We start from the raw sequence: 16,559 nt of genomic DNA, 5'->3' as shown, positions 1-16,559 counted from the left end.
GTCTGTGGCAAAATGTTTCTATGGCAAAGGAAAATTCATTCGATATCGTTTCAAAGACCGACTACGCCGAGGTTACCAACGCTATAAACCAAACGACCAAAGAAGTATCTCAGCGATTTGATTTCAAGGGCAGTAAGGCAACGGTGGAGCTACAGGGGAAGGACCTGCTTCTATCCGCTGAGGACGAGACCAAGCTGCGAAATATGAACGACATCTTGCAAGGCAAGTTGGTTAAGCGTGGCATATCATTAAAAGCTCTTGATTATCAGAAGGTGGAGCCGGCTGCCGGCGGGACTGTACGCCAGACAGTCAAGATTCAACAGGGAATCCCGATTGATAAAGCCAAAGAAGTCGTCAAGTTCATCAAGGACAGTAAGCTGAAAGTGCAGGCCTCCATTCAGGGCGAGACCGTCCGCGTCTCCGGCAAAGACCGCGACACTCTTCAGGAAGTGATCGCGGCATTGAAAGGAAAAGATTTCGGGATCGATATGCAGTTCGATAATTACCGCACTAATTGAATCGATGTCAAAATTTGCTGCTACAACAAAAGAACTACTTCCGGAAGCGACCGCTCGGCGGATCTTCGGGATGATCAAACGCGAACTTGCTCTCGTTGAAGACGAGTTTGAGCGTCAAGCCGCATCTAATATTCGGGTAATTGATTACCTTGGCGATTATTTGCGGGCATCTGGCGGAAAGCGTGTGCGGCCGGCTCTTCTGATCTTGACGAATTATGCCGTCGGGGGGAGAGCGTCTGATGAGAACGTTATCCGAATGGCTACCGTAATGGAGATGCTCCATACTGCTACTCTGGTTCATGATGACATAATAGATAATGCAGAGTTCAGGCGGAACAGGGCTTCGGTCAATTCCCGATTTGGAAACCATGCGGCAGTATTGATGGGGGATTGGCTTTATATGTCCGCTTTCGAATCTTCTCTCCGTGAACGTTCTCTTTCGATCTTGGATATTTTGACGCGATTGACCCGGAAAATGACCGAGGGCGAGATAATCCAACTTTCGACAACGGGTAATTCCGAGATCACCCGCGAAGAGTATTTTGATATTCTTCAAAGAAAAACCGCTTTTTTGTGCGGAACTTCTCCGCCATAGACCTCGATCAGTCGTTCGCACGCCGCTTTGATATTCTTTGCTTTGTTGCGGAAAAAGCCTGTCGAATGGATCTCTTTTTCAAGTTCTTCTTGGGTTAAATTAACGAAATGTTGGGGCGTCGGATACTTGCGGAAAAGTTCAGATGTGACCATGTTCACGCGTTCATCCGTACATTGGGCGGAGAGAATGGTCGCTATCAAGAGCTGAAATGCGTTTGTATGTTGTAGAGCGCAATGGGCGTCAGGGTATAGTTTTCTCAGCCGCTTTATGATCTCGGCAGCGTGTTTCTTTTTATCCGGCAACATTGTGGCTAGGCTAAAATGGGCAGACGGAAAATGCAAATCGCTCAAGCATTAGTTAGAATCTAGGCACAAGGAAAAAGATCTTCTTGATCTCCCGATATAGCTAGAGTTTTTAATGAACATACCTCTTTTAGACCTGAAACAACAGAACGAAAGTCTTAGGCCGGAGATCGAGGCCGCGCTTGGTCGCGTTCTCGATACGAATTCGTTCATCCTCGGCGGCGAGGTCGCGGAACTTGAAAGAGAACTCGCAGATTATTGCGGCGTAAAGCATGCGATCGGGTGTGCCTCCGGAAGCGATGCTCTCTTGCTTGCAATGATGGTGTTTGACATTGGGTCCGGGGATGAGGTCATCACAACACCATATAGTTTTTTCGCTACGGTTAGTGCTATAACCCGGCTTGGAGCAACGCCAGTCTTTGTAGATATTGATCCTGAGACATACAACATCGATGTAGATCAGATCGAGGCGAAGATAACCGACCGCACAAAAGCTATACAGCCGGTTCACCTTTACGGCCAGTGTGCCGATATGGCCGCACTTAACGCTATTACCGAAAAGTACGGCATCCCTGTTATCGAGGATGCCGCACAGGCTATCGGAGCCGAGGAGAATGGTCGTCGGGCCGGAGCTATGTCGGCTGTTGGCTGCTTTAGTTTCTATCCTTCAAAAAATCTTGGCGGGATGGGCGACGGCGGATTTATGACGACGAATGATGACGACATTGCCGATAAATTGCGTGCTCTTCGTGTCCATGGTTCGAGGGAGCGCTATTACCATAAATGGGTAGGGCTTAATTCGCGGCTTGACGGATTTCAGGGCGCGGTCCTTCGCGTTAAACTTCCTCATCTAGATTCGTGGTCAGATAAACGGAAAGCAAATGCCGATTTATACCGAGAGCTTTTCGCGAAGACCGCGCTTTCAGAGCAGATCGTACTTCCATCGGAGCGTACAGGATGTCGCCACATCTATAATCAGTTCGTTGTTCGCATACCGGAAGTTCGCGATAGTGTCAGGGCATTTTTAACGGAAAGGGGCGTCGGTACGGATATTTATTATCCGGTTCCGCTTCATTTGCAGGAGTGTTTCTTGTATCTGGGGTATGCACCGGGCGATCTGCCGGAATCTGAAATTGCCGCAGCGGAGACGCTGGCTTTGCCTATTTATCCGGAACTGTGTCACGAAGAGATCGAGTATGTAGTTACATCGATCAGCGAATATTTTGAACAGACCGTCTTGGAATCTGCCTCACCTAAAGGATGAACCACCACATTAAAGTAATAGACGGCAAAGGTTCGCGCGGACGCATTTTGGCCGCGGTCATATTTGTTTGCGTTCTGCTTTTTTGCTGGTTTGCGGTCCGATGGCAGATCGGACATATGCTTGTAGAGCTAACGCCGGTGAATGATCCTGCCGCGGGGCGCATTGCGGAAGCCTCGGCCTCTTTGGCCCCATCTGACCCAATGCCGTTCTGGCTTGCCGGGAGCAAGATGCGTGAAGAATTCTCGGCCGATGCAATTACGGCGGCCGTTGAGTTGATGGAAAAGGCCGTCCGAAATGCCCCGATGGACTATCGCTGGTGGATCGAACTCGGGCGGGCTCTTGAACAGGCTGATCAATCCCAACGCGCCGACACCGCGTTCCAAAAAGCCATCGAACTTGCACCGGAATACGCATTCCCACGCTGGCAGTTCGGAAATTTCCTGATACGCCAGGACCGCGTTGATGAAGCATTCGCTCAACTAAAGCGCTCTGCGGAGAAGAATTCCGTATATCGTGAGCAGGTATTTTCGCTCGCCTGGGATTATTTCGACAAGGATCCGCGACGGGTCGAAGAGTTCGCATCTGATTCGCCGGATGTTCGGGCTAATCTCGCGTTATTCTATGCCGTACGTTCGGCCTCAGAGGATTCGCTCAGAATGTGGAACCTTCTCCCCGATGATAAGAAGGCCGAACATCAGATGACGGCAAAGATAATTGCTCAGGGCCTCTACCACAAAGGGCTTTATCGGCAATCACTGGAATTCGCTCGGCAAACGGGCATCGACCCGGAAGCAGCATTTGAGGCTATAACTAACGGCGGTTTTGAGGGGCCGCTCGGCAATCCCGATGATACGCTTTTCGGTTGGAAGGTCGTGCGCACCGAGGGCCGTGTCGATGTTCAGTCGGATACATCCATCATAAAGGAAGGTAAACGAAGTCTTCGCATAAATTTTCGTTCATACGATAAACCGGAATATTACAATTTGACCCAAACCATTGCGATCGAGCCAGCATGATGCTGACCGGTGGAGTAGACACCGATAATTCAGTCTTTGCCTATCTTTGCTTCAGTAAAACGCCTGCTCTATCTAAGCAACAAATGACTCGCCCCTTTGATGCTGAAGCGGACGGGATGATGTTGGGTGAAGGCATCGGCATGATGGTCCTGAAACGACTCAAGGATGCCGAGCGAGATGGTGACCAAATCTATGCCGTGATTCGCGGCATTGGTACCTCCAGTGATGGCCGGTTTAAGAGCATTTACGCGCCGCGTCCATCGGGTCAGCTCACAGCCCTGCGCCGTGCCTATGCCGGAACGGGAGTGGCTCCAGAGACTGTGCAGTTAATTGAGGCCCACGGCACCGGAACCATGGCGGGCGATCCGGCTGAGGTGGAAGCCCTACGTACCTTCTTCAATGAAAATCAGGCCGAGCCGCAGTCTGTGGCTCTAGGGAGTGTTAAGTCGCAAATTGGTCATACGAAAGCAGCAGCTGGTGCCGCTAGCCTGATTAAAACGGCGCTAGCGTTACACCACAAGGTTTTGCCACCCACGATTAACATCAGTAAACCCAATCCCAGGTTGGACTTGGAGAAGTCGGCCTTTTACCTCAATACCGAAGCGCGTCCCTGGATCAAGGCGGCAGGTGCACCCCCGCGACGGGCTGGTGTCAGTTCGTTTGGATTTGGTGGCACAAATTACCATGTTGTTCTGGAAGAATACCAGGAGGAACATCAGCGAGCCTATCGCATGCATCAGGCCGCTCGAGTTGTGTTGCTGCATGCGCCAACGCCGACCCAGTTAGTTGAACGCTGTGAAGCAGTACTGCACCAATTGAAGTCCAACAACGGTGAACGCAGCTATGCCGAATTAGTAGCTGAATGCCAGTCCTTGGAGATTCCGGTGGCCGCTGCCCGTTTAGGCTTTGCAGCAGCTTCGCTTCAGGATGCCTGCACCAAGTTGCAAACCGCCATTGGGTTACTGATTAAGCCGCTCGGCTCAGCTTGGGAGCATCCGCTCGGCATCTTTTATCAACAGGGTGCCGAACTGCCTGGCAAGGTAGTCGCTCTCTTCCCAGGACAGGGATCCCAGTATCTCAAGATGGGTCGCGAGCTGACAATTGACTTTCCGGAACTGCGCCAAACCTATGGCTATCTGGATAACCTACTCGCCAAAGACCGGATGCACCGCATTTCCAATATTGTGTTTCCCCAGCCTGCCTTTGAGCCAGAGCAGCAGGAAGCGCAAGAGCAGATGTTACGCCGCACCGAATATGCCCAACCGGCCATTGCTGCCGTGAGTGTAGGACTGTACAAAATTCTGCGCCGAGCGGGTTTCCAGCCTGATGTTGTGGCTGGCCACAGTTTTGGTGAATTGACGGCACTGTGGGCTGCCGAAGCGATTAGCGACGAGGATTACTTCTTCCTAGTCAAGGCACGGGCCAAAGCAATGGCAGCTCCAGATCAGCCCGGTTTTGATGCGGGGGCGATGCTGGCGGTAACGGGGGATGCTCAACAGGTAGAAGTTCTATTGCAAGCTCATCCTCAAGTCACGATTGCTAACTGGAACTCGAATCAACAGGTCGTACTGGCGGGCAGCAAGCCTGAGATCGCTAAAGTGCAGCAGATTTTAGAGTCTAAGGGATTCTCAACGGTGCCGCTGCCGGTATCTGGTGCGTTCCACACTTCGCTCGTGGCTCATGCCCAACAGCCCTTTGCAAAGGCAATTGAGGCAGTAACCTTCAAAGCACCTGTCATCACTGCCTACACCAACGTGACCGCTGCGCCCTATCCCAGTGAACCAGCCGCAGTGAAGCGCAATCTGCAAAATCACATGTGCTGTCCGGTTTCCTTTAAGCAAGAAATCGAAAATATCTACAACGCAGGTGGGCGGTTCTTTGTGGAGGTTGGTCCACGCAGTATCTTGACGAATCTGGTGAAGGAGATTTTGGGCGATCGGCCCTACGTTGCGATTGCTCTCAACGGCAGTCGTCAGAAAGATAGCAGCTACCAGTTTCAGGAGGCAATTGCAAGATTACGAGTTGCCGGTTTGGCTCTGAAGGATGTAGATCCCTATCAGGTACCGAAACTTTTGCCAGAATCAAGAAATCCCAAGGGCTTCTATGTGCGCTTAAATGGCTGCAATTACGTCAGCGATAAGACCAAGTCGGTATTTGAGAAAGCTCTGAACGATGGATTCCGCATTCAGCTTGCTGTTAGCGAAAATGGCAATGGTCATGGCAAAAATGGCAATGGTCATGGCAACGGAAATGGTGGCAATGGTTTCCATCCGGTACCGCAACCTCTACATCCGCAACCTCTGCAAACGATCCAAGTTGCTGCTCCTGCTCAAGAGAAAGTGACAGTAGCTGCAAGCTCTGAATCACGGCACGTAGTTGCGAACACCTCACCCATTACCCTGGCGACATCAGCTGTCACAACGCCTATGGGCAAATCCAATGGATATGATTGGATTCCTCAGAGTGGAACCAAAAATGGATATGCCTCTAGTCATACCAATCACGTTAATGGAGCGATAAACGGAAATAGGACTGACTTGCAGTCAGAAAAATCGGTTGCTCGTAATGGTTCTGTGCATCATCAACGCGAGACGATGCCCATAATAGGTTGGAGAAAAATGTTAAGGACGCCCCAAAGTGTGCCGCCCATCTTGAAGCTGGTAATGATGTTCCAGATCCAACCAACCAGGATAAGGATCCCACCGATGGCAAACAGGATACTCATATTTCCTCCGTTCTTTGTTTGGTCTTCAAATAAGGAAAAGCAGGCTGAGGATATATGAAATCGCGATGGATTTCAAATCCTCAGTCTGCGGCCTTGTTTACGAGCTGTGAAATTAAAGAGCCGCGGCCCCTGATACCACTTCGATGATCTCTTTTGTAATGGCTGCCTGGCGGATGCGGTTCATGTTCAGGGTCAGAGTGTCGATCAGTTCGCCGGCGTTCTTAGATGCCGAATCCATTGCGGTCATACGCGAGCCTTGCTCGGAGGCGACAGATTCAAGCATCGCCCGATAAACCTGCGTTACGACCTGCTTTGGAAGCAGTTTGCCGAAGATCTCGGCTGGCGGCTGTTCGTAGATATATTCTGCCTCGACGGAAGTTTCTTCCTCGTCTGCTGATTCGATCGAGGGGATCGGCAATAGCTGCTCTACAACCGGTTTCTGCGAGAGAACCGTTCGAAATTCAGTAAAGATCAGAAAGACCTTATCAATCGACTCGTCCTCAGTGAATTTCTTGATAAGGTTGTCGGCTATATCCGCCGCGTCAGAATAGCGTACGGTCCCGGTGCCGGTAAGTCCGATGTACTCATCAGAAATATTAGCAGAACGTCGCTTAAAAAAATCGCGTCCCTTTCGTCCGACGGTGACCATTCCGATCTCTTTTTCTTCGTTCTCACGAACGAAAGCCTGAGCAGCTTTTATGACGTTAGCATTGAAGGCGCCCGCAAGGCCCTTATCCGCCGTTACGACAACGACAAGATATTTGTCGTCGCCTCTGGGCGTAAGGAGCGGATGTGAAAATTCTTCGGCGACCTTTGCACTTAAACCGCCGAGAACAGCGGTCATCTTCTGTGCGTAGGGGCGTGCGGCGGTTACGCGATCTTGTGCGCGCTTGAGCTTGGCCGCGGCGACCATCTTCATCGCCTTAGTGATCTGCTGTGTGTTCTTTACCGACTTGATACGTCGGCGCATGTCTAAAAGACTTGGCATATCTTTAGATCCAGAATCCCGTCTTCCCAGTCCAGATCCGTAAATCAAGGTGAAAAGGATCGGGAGTGTGAAACGTGGAGATCTTAATTGCTAGGCAGCTGCAGCTCCGGCCTCTTCTTTATTCCAGCGGGTCGCCTTGAAATCTTCTACGGCTTCCTTAAGCTCGGCCTTGAGAGCATCATCTATCGTTTTCTTTTCGCGGAGCGTGTTTCTGATGCCAGGATGTGCGTTCCTGATGAAATCGAGCAGCTCAGTTTCGAAACGCCTTAGATCTTCGACAGCGATATCGTCACCAAAACCGTTCGTCACGGTCCAGATGATAACGACCTGGTCCTCCACCTCCATCGGCTGGTATTGCGGCTGCTTCAATATCTCCGTCAGCCGTTTACCGCGTTCGAGCTGGGCCTGAGTCGCTTTATCAAGGTCCGACCCGAATTGTGCGAATGCCGCTAGTTCACGGAACTGTGCAAGATCGATACGCAGCGTTCCGGCGACGGCCTTCATCGCCTTGATCTGTGCCGAACCGCCCACACGCGAAACCGAGTTTCCTACGTTGATAGCGGGACGCACGCCCGAGTTGAACAGATCGGATTCAAGGAAGATCTGTCCATCTGTGATCGAGATCACGTTCGTCGGAATGTAGGCCGAGATATCGCCGGCTTGCGTTTCGATGATCGGCAAGCTGGTCAGCGAGCCGCCGCCGCGTGCATCGGACATCTTTGCCGCGCGTTCAAGCAAGCGTGAGTGGAGGTAGAAAACGTCTCCGGGGTATGCTTCGCGGCCCGGCGGACGGCGGAGCAGGAGCGAAATTTCGCGGTATGCAGCTGCCTGCTTTGAAAGATCGTCGTAGATAGTGAGGGCGTGGCGCCCATTGTCACGGAAATACTCACCGATCGCGCAGCCCGAATACGGAGCAAGGAATTGCATAGCGGCCGGATCGGAAGCGGTCGCGGAAACAACTATTGTGTAATCCATCGCGCCGTAGTCTTCAAGCTTCTTTACCACCTGAGCCACAGTCGAAGCCTTTTGGCCAATAGCCACGTAAACGCAGATCACATCCTTACCTTTCTGGTTGATGATGGTGTCGATCGCGACGGCGGTCTTACCGGTTTGACGGTCGCCAATGATAAGCTCACGCTGTCCGCGGCCGATCGGCACCATTGCGTCGATGGCCTTGAGACCCGTCTGAAGAGGTTCTTTAACGGGTTGGCGGTCGATAATCCCCGGAGCGATACGCTCAACGGGATTATAAGTATCTGTAATGATCTCGCCTTTGCCGTCGATCGGATTTCCTAGAGCGTCAACCACGCGACCGATCATCGCATCGCCTACAGGCACGCTCATGATGCGTCGGGTGCGTTTCGCCTCGTCGCCCTCTTTGATCTTCTGGAAATCGCCGAAAAGCACGCAGCCGACCTTGTCCTCTTCAAGGTTAAGTGCAAGGCCGCGTACGCCGTAGGGGAATTCGAGCAAAGCATCCGTTTGAATTTTACCGTTTGAATTTTACCGTCAGGCAGGCATTCTCAACCTTGAGGATTGACCGGCTCCAGATTGAATGGCTCCGGGCGGCACTAGCTTCGGATCTTCCCAGATTACACTGAGGTGCTGTTTAAGGTGAATTTCTCCGTTGTTGCACGTTGCCTCTGCCCTGTTGCGTAAGTTCCTAATACTGGTTGACAAGTCTGCCAAGCCACGAGTTAGAAATTGCTCAAATGACTCCCTACAACCATCGGGAATGTCCTGGCGAAGCCAAATTGCAACAGGCGCACCCGTCCCAATCAACACTGGGAAAAGACCTGGATTGTCTTGTGTAAAGGATTTGGGAGCTTGCGTGAGATAAAAGCCGATGATTTCTGCTCGACGTAGTTCATCACATAGTTGTACGGGCGTAACATTATCACCTGAAACCAACCCATGATGAGCAGGATGAGCCTGAATTTGCGTTAAGGTACTCCACTTTCCACTCCATAATGCCTTGATTTGAGCAGTGCAATTTTTGGGATTCAATCGCTCCGCAATGCGAACAACCAGGCTATAACGCGAACCAATGGATTCTGGTTTAGGATTAAACATCGTTTGCTCGTCTGCAAACCAGCCATCAACTTGCCAATCCAAACAGGAAAGAGGCAAAAAAACTTCTACTCGCAGTTGGGCTAAATCATTCATCTCCGCCAATTGTTCAACACTTTCATCTAAACATTGGCGTAAGATCTGCTCGATTTCCGGGCGATTCACCTTTTCATCCTCAGACTTTTCAAGAAATGAAGCCGGAGATTGGAGGGGTAATGCTTTGAGTGGGTCGTATTGGTCTCGATTTTTGACCAGATAAGCCTGCACAAAATAGCGATCGCTGTTTAACTCCGCCTGTACCCAAAACAGCAGATGAGGAGCCAGGGTTTGGGGCTGCTGTGCTTGATGAATTGCTGCTTTTTGTCTAACTGCTTTTAACAGGTCCTCGACCTTATCTACCCCTTGTTCTTGCAACCACTGAAGAAGTCGGGGTTGGATCAATAGCCCTAATTCAGGCAACGCCAAGTAGCCAATAAATAGCACGATCGCTCGATAATCACTCCCCTGAGCAGACATCGTTTGAACTTGCAGGATTGCTTCCTGAAGCGTCTTCGGGTAGGATTCTGTGGAAATATCAGGCCGCAACAGCCGATAGGCATTTTTCCAGGAGGGATCCGGCACGGCTGCTTTCGGCAACAGTAGCTCAAATAGCGCGATCGCCTCCAGAGCAGGCTTGAGCTTCTGATATGGGATCATAAAGCCAACTTTGGCTTCCTCCCGATCTTTATCATGGGCAACGGTCATCCCTGCGATCCCGCCCAATCCCTCATCCCAAACTGGGGCACCGCTAAATCCTGGGACAATGGCTAAGCCTTCGGGTTTGGTATCTTCCATCTGAACCCAGCCGCTAGCCACTTCCCCCAGGAATTCCCCTCTAGCCCATATACCATCGGGATGTCCCTTGGGAAATCCATAAACGTGATAGCGATTGTCCCGATAGGAACTAGACTCCGGCAATGACAAAGGATTAACGCCGTTCGGAATAGCCTCCACAACCTTGAGAACCGCTAGGTCTTGACCGTGCAATTGCCATAGATCTGGCAGAACTTTCGCGTCTTGAAATTGCTCTTTCGCCACGAAGGGAAAATCAAGCTGAATCGGCTTGCCCGCTACCGCATCCGCCGGAATCCCCGCTGGCTCTTTTCCCAGGTTCAGGCTTTGAGTAACAACATGGGCACAAGTTAATACATAGCCAGTCCCAACATAGAACCCCGCTCCAATCACTTTATGGCTTTCTTGATGGCTTGGGTGAAACCGAACCAGCCCTGCTTTGTATACTGATTCTTGATTTTCTGTGAACATTTGCTGCGATCGCTTACCTGCCCCACTTCAAAGTAACTTCAAAGCTGGCTTCACTGCCTACCGCACAGATCAACACCCCTGCATCAGCAGTCAATTTAAAACCAAACTTGACTTCTACTTCATCAGCAGGAGTCGTTAATCCAGATACCAACCGATCAATTACAGCATTTGCCACAGGCTGGACTTTATCGAGTGCCCTTTCAAATGTTCCTTTGGCTCCATCTACAACTTGGTAAACTTCCTCGCCCAAAGCAGCTGCTTTAACGGAGCTACCAGAAGAAGGTTCCGGAACCTCAACGTAAACTTTAGTGCCATCTTTTAAGGTGAATTCAGCGATTGCCTGTTTAGTCATAGTTCAGCCCAGATCATGAATTGCTGGATAGCTAACTTTAAAATGCCACGATTGACTTTTGCAATGTAGTGCCAGGATTAAACCGGCCATCATCAATGGACATCTTGGAGTTGGGATCTTGCCAGTGTTCATGAAATGGTAAGCGTTCGCTTTTATTGTTAGACCATTACCGAGGCAGCTAGCCGGGATGCTGACATCACAGGGATTTGATAATAGCTGCGGTACCAGTCTACAAAGCGGGGAATGCCCACCTCAATCGGAGTAGTCGGCTCAAAGCCAACGTCGCGGGTTAGATCGTCAATGTTGGCATAGGTTTCCAGCACATCGCCGGGTTGCAGTGGCAGCAGGTTTAATGTCAGCCGAACAGCAGGCAGCGGCTATCTGGTCGAGTTTGATAAAACTGAAACGATCTTTGAGTGTCCTCAGCAAGAAATTACTCGCGAATATGTGAGTGGACGATTTGGATAGAAGGTGATACCTGCATAGGATCTTCGACTTCTGTAATACCAACGAGTACATTTTTTCGGGGTTATGGAACAGCTAGAAAAATGGCCGAATCTTGGTTATGCTTGTCGCACCATTCTTTGACCATTCGTTCAATCATTCCAGCTTCCTGATTAGATAAGTCATTTTTCCAGCGTCCTATCTTAACTGCATCGATGTGATTCATGTGCAGTAGTGTGGCTTCATCATGATAGTCAACCATGTCCCGATGATCATCAGGGCTAGGCTGGAGCTGTAATACCTTTTGCTTAAACCTGTTGATTCTCTCCCGCTGGACTTCGAGCGTATAGTTATTGGCAATATCACTGCAAGTTTCGGAGTCTGTTTTGATATGTAAATGCTCGGCAATTCGCCTTACCTCTTGCGCTGGATCGGCAAGAATTTCCTTGTACTGGGAAGCTAGTACGTTCGGCAAACTCGTCCATTTTTGGTGGTTTTCCAGGCATGTTTCTAAAAAGCCTTCGTTCCATAAAAACTCAAACGACTTCTGCCGTTGCTTCATCATCGAGGCATAGACATCGCGCACGTCTCGATGGGCATAGATGCCGATAGCATTATTTTTGAGAAATTCGGTTTTGATGGCCTCGGTGCATTTATGCACCTTGATTACCTTCAGCCCAGCTTCCTGTTTATACTGCTGACGCACTTCAGCAAACCGATTCGCGTCAATCCAGCCGACTACCTGCCCTAAGTCAAACTGCTGAACGAGATGGGTTGTGATCTGAAATTGTAAGGTTGACGCCGAACGATACATGCCGCAGCAAAATACCCACATAAACGCTCCCAGCTCAAACCTCAAAAAATTCGCTACTCTGATCAATAGCGGATGGAGACAATCCTAATCCAGTCTCGCAGGGAGGATTTGCAATGGATGCCTATATCCCGATTAGCTGCGATTTTCACGATCGGCTAGAAGCGCTCGCTACCTTACGGCAAACATGCCAGATTGTTTACCGCAATCAAGCAAATGAGGTCATTGAAGTAGAAGATTGGATTGTGGATGTCTATGCTGCCAATCAAGCCGATTTTCTAAAGCTTAAGGACGGCACCGAGATCCGGCTTGACCGAATTGTTACTGTGAACGGTGAACCAGTTTCCTACTGCATTGATTGAATAGCTTGAATAGCGACCACCCAGTTCAAACTAGTAGATGATCACAGAGTCGATCAACTGTACCAATATGCACGCCTGCATCATTCGTACTGCCCAGTCCTTTCGCGTGAACCATCAAATGTTCTTTAATCTGAGAGATATCCATTTGGCACCCTTAGTGAATACTAGCGAGTGCTCGTTGAGCATTGTAATGAATGGTTCAGTGAGCACTCAAAAACTTGAGTTGCAGCAATCTTAATACAGCCCTGGCAAAATTTAGCTTCACAGTAAACTCTCCGAACAGAATGCGCTTCTGCCTGCGGGTAGAGCCAACCTGATAAAATGACTGACTACGACTCTAATGACTGATCTAATGACTGAGAGCGGATTACGACATCACTCGGCATCACCAATGATTTACACCTATGATTTACACTCACCAATTCAATGGCGTTCCCCTTACAACCGGCGATATTATCTGCACCGTTGATGGCGTTCCTGGCAGCTTATATGGTGAATTTTGGCGGCAGGTTGGGCGACTTCTACCCGGTAAAGTAGATCATTGTGCGATTTATCTGGGGCCAGAAGGCCGATGTGTGGAAGCGGGACCGGGCGGCGTGATTGTCTATGAAATGCCTGGTGAACAGTGGGATGCTTGTTCCTTTGCAGAACAACGGCACTTTGTTGACAGTTTCTACGGCGTGGCCTATCCATTGGCCAATCGCGGCCTATCCATCGTTGAACAAAACCAAATCCGCAAAGCAGTAGTGGCCTATTGTCTAGAGCAGGCCATGCTAGAAAAGCCCTATAACGTTGTCTTTCCCGATCCAGACACCGAAGACGGTTTCTATTGCAGTCAGCTCGTCTACAAAGCCTACTTGACTCAAGGCATTGACCTCAAAGCCAGTAGTGAAGAATCGAAGGGGCTACTCAATCGCATCGTCTTTCCGGACGAAATCTGGACCAACTGCGTTCATCGACGTGCTCAATCGGAGCCTTCTGCATTGGATTGTTCTGAATCTAACCTCAAATTTGGTTGATTAGCATCGGTGCGACCCGCTTCTATTACGCCGGCATGTGAAAGCATGCCCCCCTAGCCTTCCAATTTTGGGGGAACCAACTCGTAACGCTTCAAAGCTCCCAGGATTGGGGGGTTGGTGGCAACGAAGGCTTGGACATCCCTGCCGGTATGCTCCTCTGCATTCTCTAACCCCGTCGAAGTAATAGAGCAAATAATCGGCCCTCTAAAGAGCTTTGGTTACATCCCCTGTTAACGCAATCAATTGCTCTAGCTGGAATTCATTCACTAGTGCTCTCAGGGCGTTGGCCAGCGATGTTTGAGCGGGAGGAAGCTGCTCTAGATTGCGGGGCGCAACTCGAATCCCCTTCCCGAAGCGATCGGCAAATCGCGCCAGCAGCACCCAGGCTGGACTGGAAGCCACGGCAAACACAACTGTCACTAAGGTGGAAAGCCCATAGCCAACAATTGCTAGCTCTTTGCGGCGTTGCCAGTAGTCGCTCAAGGCTCCAGAGCCAATTTTGACCACCGCAGCCGTGGATTCGGCGATTCCTTCAATCAGCCCCACGGTGAGCAGGTTTGCTCCCAGCACCGACACCAAAAACAGCGGTAGCACTGACTGCACCATTTTGGAGTTAATGTCGGCGAAGAGGCTGACAAAACCTAAAATCCAAACATTGCGGGGTAATCGTTGGCGCAGGGGTTTGAGCATGGAAGCAGGAATTATACAGGCTATTTATGCAGGCGGGGAAAAGGGACAGTGATGGCTGCCACGTCGATTTGGATCGAGGGTTTGCAGCCGCAACTGGGCAAACTTATCGAGTGTATCGATGGCGTTGCCTGCTTCAAATCGTAAACTGCCGGTGCTGTCACCGCCAAATTTTTCGCAGACGGCGCGATGGGAGGTGGCTAGCATCAGATAGGCTTCAACAAATCGCTGATGCTGGGGCTGTAGCTCGGCTGGCAAGGTGCGGAATGCTGGAGTGAGGCGTTTCCAAAGCTGCATCAGAGCCGCATGTTCCCAGGACATCAACCCACTGAAGTTATCCGACTGCACTTGAGGCGGCATCATCGATGGGCGAACCTGCTGGGCATAATCGCGGGGACTAAAGCTACCGGCAAGCTGCATGGCGGCTCCAGAGGCGAGCATGAGATCGGTGGCGGTTGTCAGTTCAGTTTGGGCCATCGCCAGATTGCCAGAGACAAGGCTGCGTTCAAACCGCTGGAGACAGATAATCAACCCCTGAATCTGAATAATAAATGACCAGTGGAATCCTTTCCAAATTTGGAAGGCGCTGATGGCTGAATTCGAGTCTGATAATGTGATAGATGCTGTTTCAGATTGCGTCATTTTTATATTCTTCATTTTATTCTCACTGATTGATTTGTCGTTAATAGTTTCCTGTTTCTGGATCGGGTAATTGAAACACTCTCAGTAGCAAATAGCCGTAACTAACAAACCCCTGTTTCTGGTAGGCAATTTGCTGGGGGTCAAAATCACCGCTGAGCCAGAGCTGGAGTGCTCGCTGATAGGTAAGCAGCAGGCTCCGCACCAGACAACCCACCGGATCGGAGGTTTGCACATGAACGGCTTCAAAGTAATGATCAAAATCTGCGATCTGCGGCTGTTGCAGTGCTGTTTTGGTCGAACTCAGCTCAGAGGGAGCCGAGTCGATGGAACCGAGTTGCTCCAACGCCTGGGTAATCCGCGACAAAGCAACCGCATCGGGTTCCCGTAAAGCCTCTAGCAGCGAGTGTAGCGCCCGCCCGATTCTGGCTTGATCGGCTGCACTTAACGGCTGCTCGGTGGGGAGTTCCCAGGGAATGAGCAATTCTAGCCGGGGGACAGGCGCTGAAGACATGATGGCTTGATTAACGCTGCTCCATATAGCGCCGGAGGCTGAGCGGACGCATATCGGTCCAGACTTCCTTGATGTAGTCTAAACAGTCTTGTTTCGGCCCAGTTTTGCCGACTGCTCGCCAACCTGCCGGAATTTCCCGATAGTCGGGCCAGATGGAATATTGTTCTTCTTCGTTGATTACAACGTGATAGATGGTGGTGTCTTCTTGGTCGGGATTCATGGTGATCTCCTCTAGGGGAAAGGGGGTGAATGGGTGGTTTACTGTAAGGGAAATTTTATTCGTGGGGGGTGGTGGCTGCGATCGGTTCTAGATGACCGGTGCCGCTGAGGGTGCTGAGATCGATGTCGGCGATGCATTTGACTGGGACGTAATTTAGCGTTAGGTGGCCGACGAGATGGGCTTGGCCGGTTTGCTGGTCAAAATTGGCGGTGGTTAAATCAGAGGCATTGTGGTCTAACTGCATTCCTAAATCGGTGCCTCCCCTGGTATCAGTAAATTTGATATGGACATAGCCGCGATCGATACAGGCTTTGAAGGCGGCAACTGTGCGTTCAGGACGCAGACTCGCTTCAACGGGATGGTTTCCTTGAGAAAGACGCTGCACGAGTTCGTTCATTGTGATCTCCTAGTTTTCGTTACGAAATTTGTCCAAAAGCAGTTGAAGAGGTTTCACTTGGATGATTCAAATGTGGGCACTTCAAACTGTAGGACGGTTTGGCAGAATTGTTTCCATTCAGGTGTTATCTGATCAAAGACAATTTGTTCGTCCTGGAAGATACCGTTTGTGACCACGTAGTTTTCTTGTAGATATAGCACATCATCGTCATCAAAACTGTTTTTAGCTGTGTTATCTGAAGCTTGGATGGCAGAAGTATCTTCGCTCCATTGCTCAAATTGACGCAATTGCTTGACTAAGTATGCCTTACAGTATTTGCCCATTGTTGCCATTT

At 50.3% G+C, this 16,559-nt stretch carries 20 protein-coding genes; 7 read left to right on the top strand and 13 right to left on the bottom strand.

Translation table 11 applies throughout. The features are described from left to right. The first annotated feature begins 20 nt into the window (after window positions 1-20). Window positions 21-518 (top strand): YajQ family cyclic di-GMP-binding protein, encoded by a 498-nt coding sequence (locus tag JVX88_RS19095; RefSeq protein WP_211619758.1) that lies wholly within the window; start codon window positions 21-23, stop codon window positions 516-518. A 4-nt stretch (window positions 519-522) separates the two neighbouring features. Continuing rightward, the gene (locus JVX88_RS19090) at window positions 523-1,113 is read left to right on the top strand and encodes a polyprenyl synthetase family protein (RefSeq protein ID WP_211619757.1); all 591 of its coding nucleotides are present in this window, start codon (window positions 523-525) and stop codon (window positions 1,111-1,113) included. Here JVX88_RS19090 and JVX88_RS19085 read toward each other — a convergent pair. Next, window positions 1,071-1,418 carry an endonuclease III domain-containing protein gene (locus tag JVX88_RS19085; RefSeq protein ID WP_211619756.1) on the bottom strand — a complete coding sequence of 116 codons (348 nt, stop codon included), beginning with the start codon at window positions 1,416-1,418 and terminating at the stop codon, window positions 1,071-1,073. The two genes, JVX88_RS19090 and JVX88_RS19085, sit on opposite strands and share 43 nt — an antisense overlap. A gap of 112 nt (window positions 1,419-1,530) precedes the next feature. On the opposite strand from JVX88_RS19085, the gene JVX88_RS19080 reads away from it, so the two are divergent. From JVX88_RS19080 to JVX88_RS19070, 3 genes are read left to right on the top strand one after another with little or no spacing between them, the layout of a single operon-like run. Then, window positions 1,531-2,679 carry a DegT/DnrJ/EryC1/StrS family aminotransferase gene (locus tag JVX88_RS19080; RefSeq protein ID WP_211619755.1) on the top strand — a complete coding sequence of 383 codons (1,149 nt, stop codon included), beginning with the start codon at window positions 1,531-1,533 and terminating at the stop codon, window positions 2,677-2,679. Continuing rightward, window positions 2,676-3,695, top strand: coding sequence for a hypothetical protein (locus JVX88_RS19075; RefSeq protein WP_211619754.1), 1,020 nt, complete (start codon window positions 2,676-2,678; stop codon window positions 3,693-3,695). Before JVX88_RS19080 ends, JVX88_RS19075 begins: the two co-directional genes overlap by 4 nt. Continuing rightward, complete coding sequence (locus JVX88_RS19070; RefSeq protein WP_211619753.1) at window positions 3,692-6,478, top strand: type I polyketide synthase; 2,787 nt, start codon at window positions 3,692-3,694, stop codon at window positions 6,476-6,478. The genes JVX88_RS19075 and JVX88_RS19070 overlap by 4 nt, the downstream gene beginning before the upstream one ends. 54 nt (window positions 6,479-6,532) lie before the next feature. Here JVX88_RS19070 and atpG read toward each other — a convergent pair whose 3' ends face one another. The 6 genes from atpG to JVX88_RS19035 all read right to left on the bottom strand — a co-directional run bounded on the left by atpG (window position 6,533) and on the right by JVX88_RS19035 (window position 12,435). Next, window positions 6,533-7,408 (bottom strand): ATP synthase F1 subunit gamma, encoded by an 876-nt coding sequence (gene atpG / locus JVX88_RS19065; protein WP_211619752.1) that lies wholly within the window; start codon window positions 7,406-7,408, stop codon window positions 6,533-6,535. A 90-nt stretch (window positions 7,409-7,498) separates the two neighbouring features. Continuing rightward, window positions 7,499-8,881 (bottom strand): F0F1 ATP synthase subunit alpha, encoded by a 1,383-nt coding sequence (gene atpA, locus JVX88_RS19060; RefSeq protein ID WP_263975174.1) that lies wholly within the window; start codon window positions 8,879-8,881, stop codon window positions 7,499-7,501. Window positions 8,882-8,917: 36 nt separating this feature from the next. Further along, window positions 8,918-10,780 carry a trypsin-like peptidase domain-containing protein gene (locus JVX88_RS19055; protein ID WP_211619751.1) on the bottom strand — a complete coding sequence of 621 codons (1,863 nt, stop codon included), beginning with the start codon at window positions 10,778-10,780 and terminating at the stop codon, window positions 8,918-8,920. Window positions 10,781-10,793: 13 nt separating this feature from the next. Next, entirely contained in the window at window positions 10,794-11,132 is a 339-nt protein-coding gene (locus JVX88_RS19050) for a CU044_2847 family protein (RefSeq protein WP_211619750.1), read from the bottom strand. Window positions 11,133-11,290: 158 nt separating this feature from the next. Beyond that, the gene (locus JVX88_RS19045) at window positions 11,291-11,455 is read right to left on the bottom strand and encodes a hypothetical protein (RefSeq protein ID WP_211619749.1); all 165 of its coding nucleotides are present in this window, start codon (window positions 11,453-11,455) and stop codon (window positions 11,291-11,293) included. Between the two features lie 206 nt (window positions 11,456-11,661). After that, window positions 11,662-12,435: a sulfotransferase domain-containing protein gene (locus JVX88_RS19035; protein WP_211619748.1), complete on the bottom strand. Its 774-nt coding sequence runs from the start codon at window positions 12,433-12,435 to the stop codon at window positions 11,662-11,664. Between the two features lie 68 nt (window positions 12,436-12,503). Between JVX88_RS19035 and JVX88_RS19030 the strand changes: the two genes are divergently transcribed. Next, on the top strand, window positions 12,504-12,749 hold the full coding sequence (locus tag JVX88_RS19030; protein ID WP_211619747.1) for a hypothetical protein: 246 nt from the start codon (window positions 12,504-12,506) through the stop codon (window positions 12,747-12,749). Between the two features lie 404 nt (window positions 12,750-13,153). Next, window positions 13,154-13,768, top strand: a complete 615-nt coding sequence (locus tag JVX88_RS19025) for a hypothetical protein (RefSeq protein ID WP_211619746.1) — start codon at window positions 13,154-13,156, stop codon at window positions 13,766-13,768. Between the two features lie 204 nt (window positions 13,769-13,972). Here JVX88_RS19025 and JVX88_RS19020 read toward each other — a convergent pair whose 3' ends face one another. From JVX88_RS19020 to JVX88_RS18995, 6 genes are read right to left on the bottom strand one after another with little or no spacing between them, the layout of a single operon-like run. Then, a complete protein-coding gene (locus tag JVX88_RS19020; RefSeq protein ID WP_211619745.1) occupies window positions 13,973-14,458 on the bottom strand; it encodes an MFS transporter in 486 nt (161 codons plus the stop codon). Between the two features lie 24 nt (window positions 14,459-14,482). After that, a complete protein-coding gene (locus JVX88_RS19015) occupies window positions 14,483-15,112 on the bottom strand; it encodes a siderophore biosynthesis protein (protein WP_225931118.1) in 630 nt (209 codons plus the stop codon). Between the two features lie 25 nt (window positions 15,113-15,137). Next, entirely contained in the window at window positions 15,138-15,608 is a 471-nt protein-coding gene (locus JVX88_RS19010) for a hypothetical protein (protein WP_211619744.1), read from the bottom strand. Between the two features lie 10 nt (window positions 15,609-15,618). Beyond that, a complete protein-coding gene (locus tag JVX88_RS19005) occupies window positions 15,619-15,828 on the bottom strand; it encodes an MbtH family protein (RefSeq protein ID WP_211619743.1) in 210 nt (69 codons plus the stop codon). A 55-nt stretch (window positions 15,829-15,883) separates the two neighbouring features. Further along, on the bottom strand, window positions 15,884-16,225 hold the full coding sequence (locus JVX88_RS19000) for a hypothetical protein (RefSeq protein ID WP_211619742.1): 342 nt from the start codon (window positions 16,223-16,225) through the stop codon (window positions 15,884-15,886). A gap of 53 nt (window positions 16,226-16,278) precedes the next feature. Further along, window positions 16,279-16,557, bottom strand: coding sequence for a hypothetical protein (locus JVX88_RS18995; RefSeq protein ID WP_211619741.1), 279 nt, complete (start codon window positions 16,555-16,557; stop codon window positions 16,279-16,281). Window positions 16,558-16,559 lie beyond the last annotated feature (2 nt).

The sequence above is a fragment of the Leptolyngbya sp. 7M genome (genome assembly GCF_018128485.1).
This window is presented reverse-complemented; position numbering and strand designations above follow the sequence as displayed.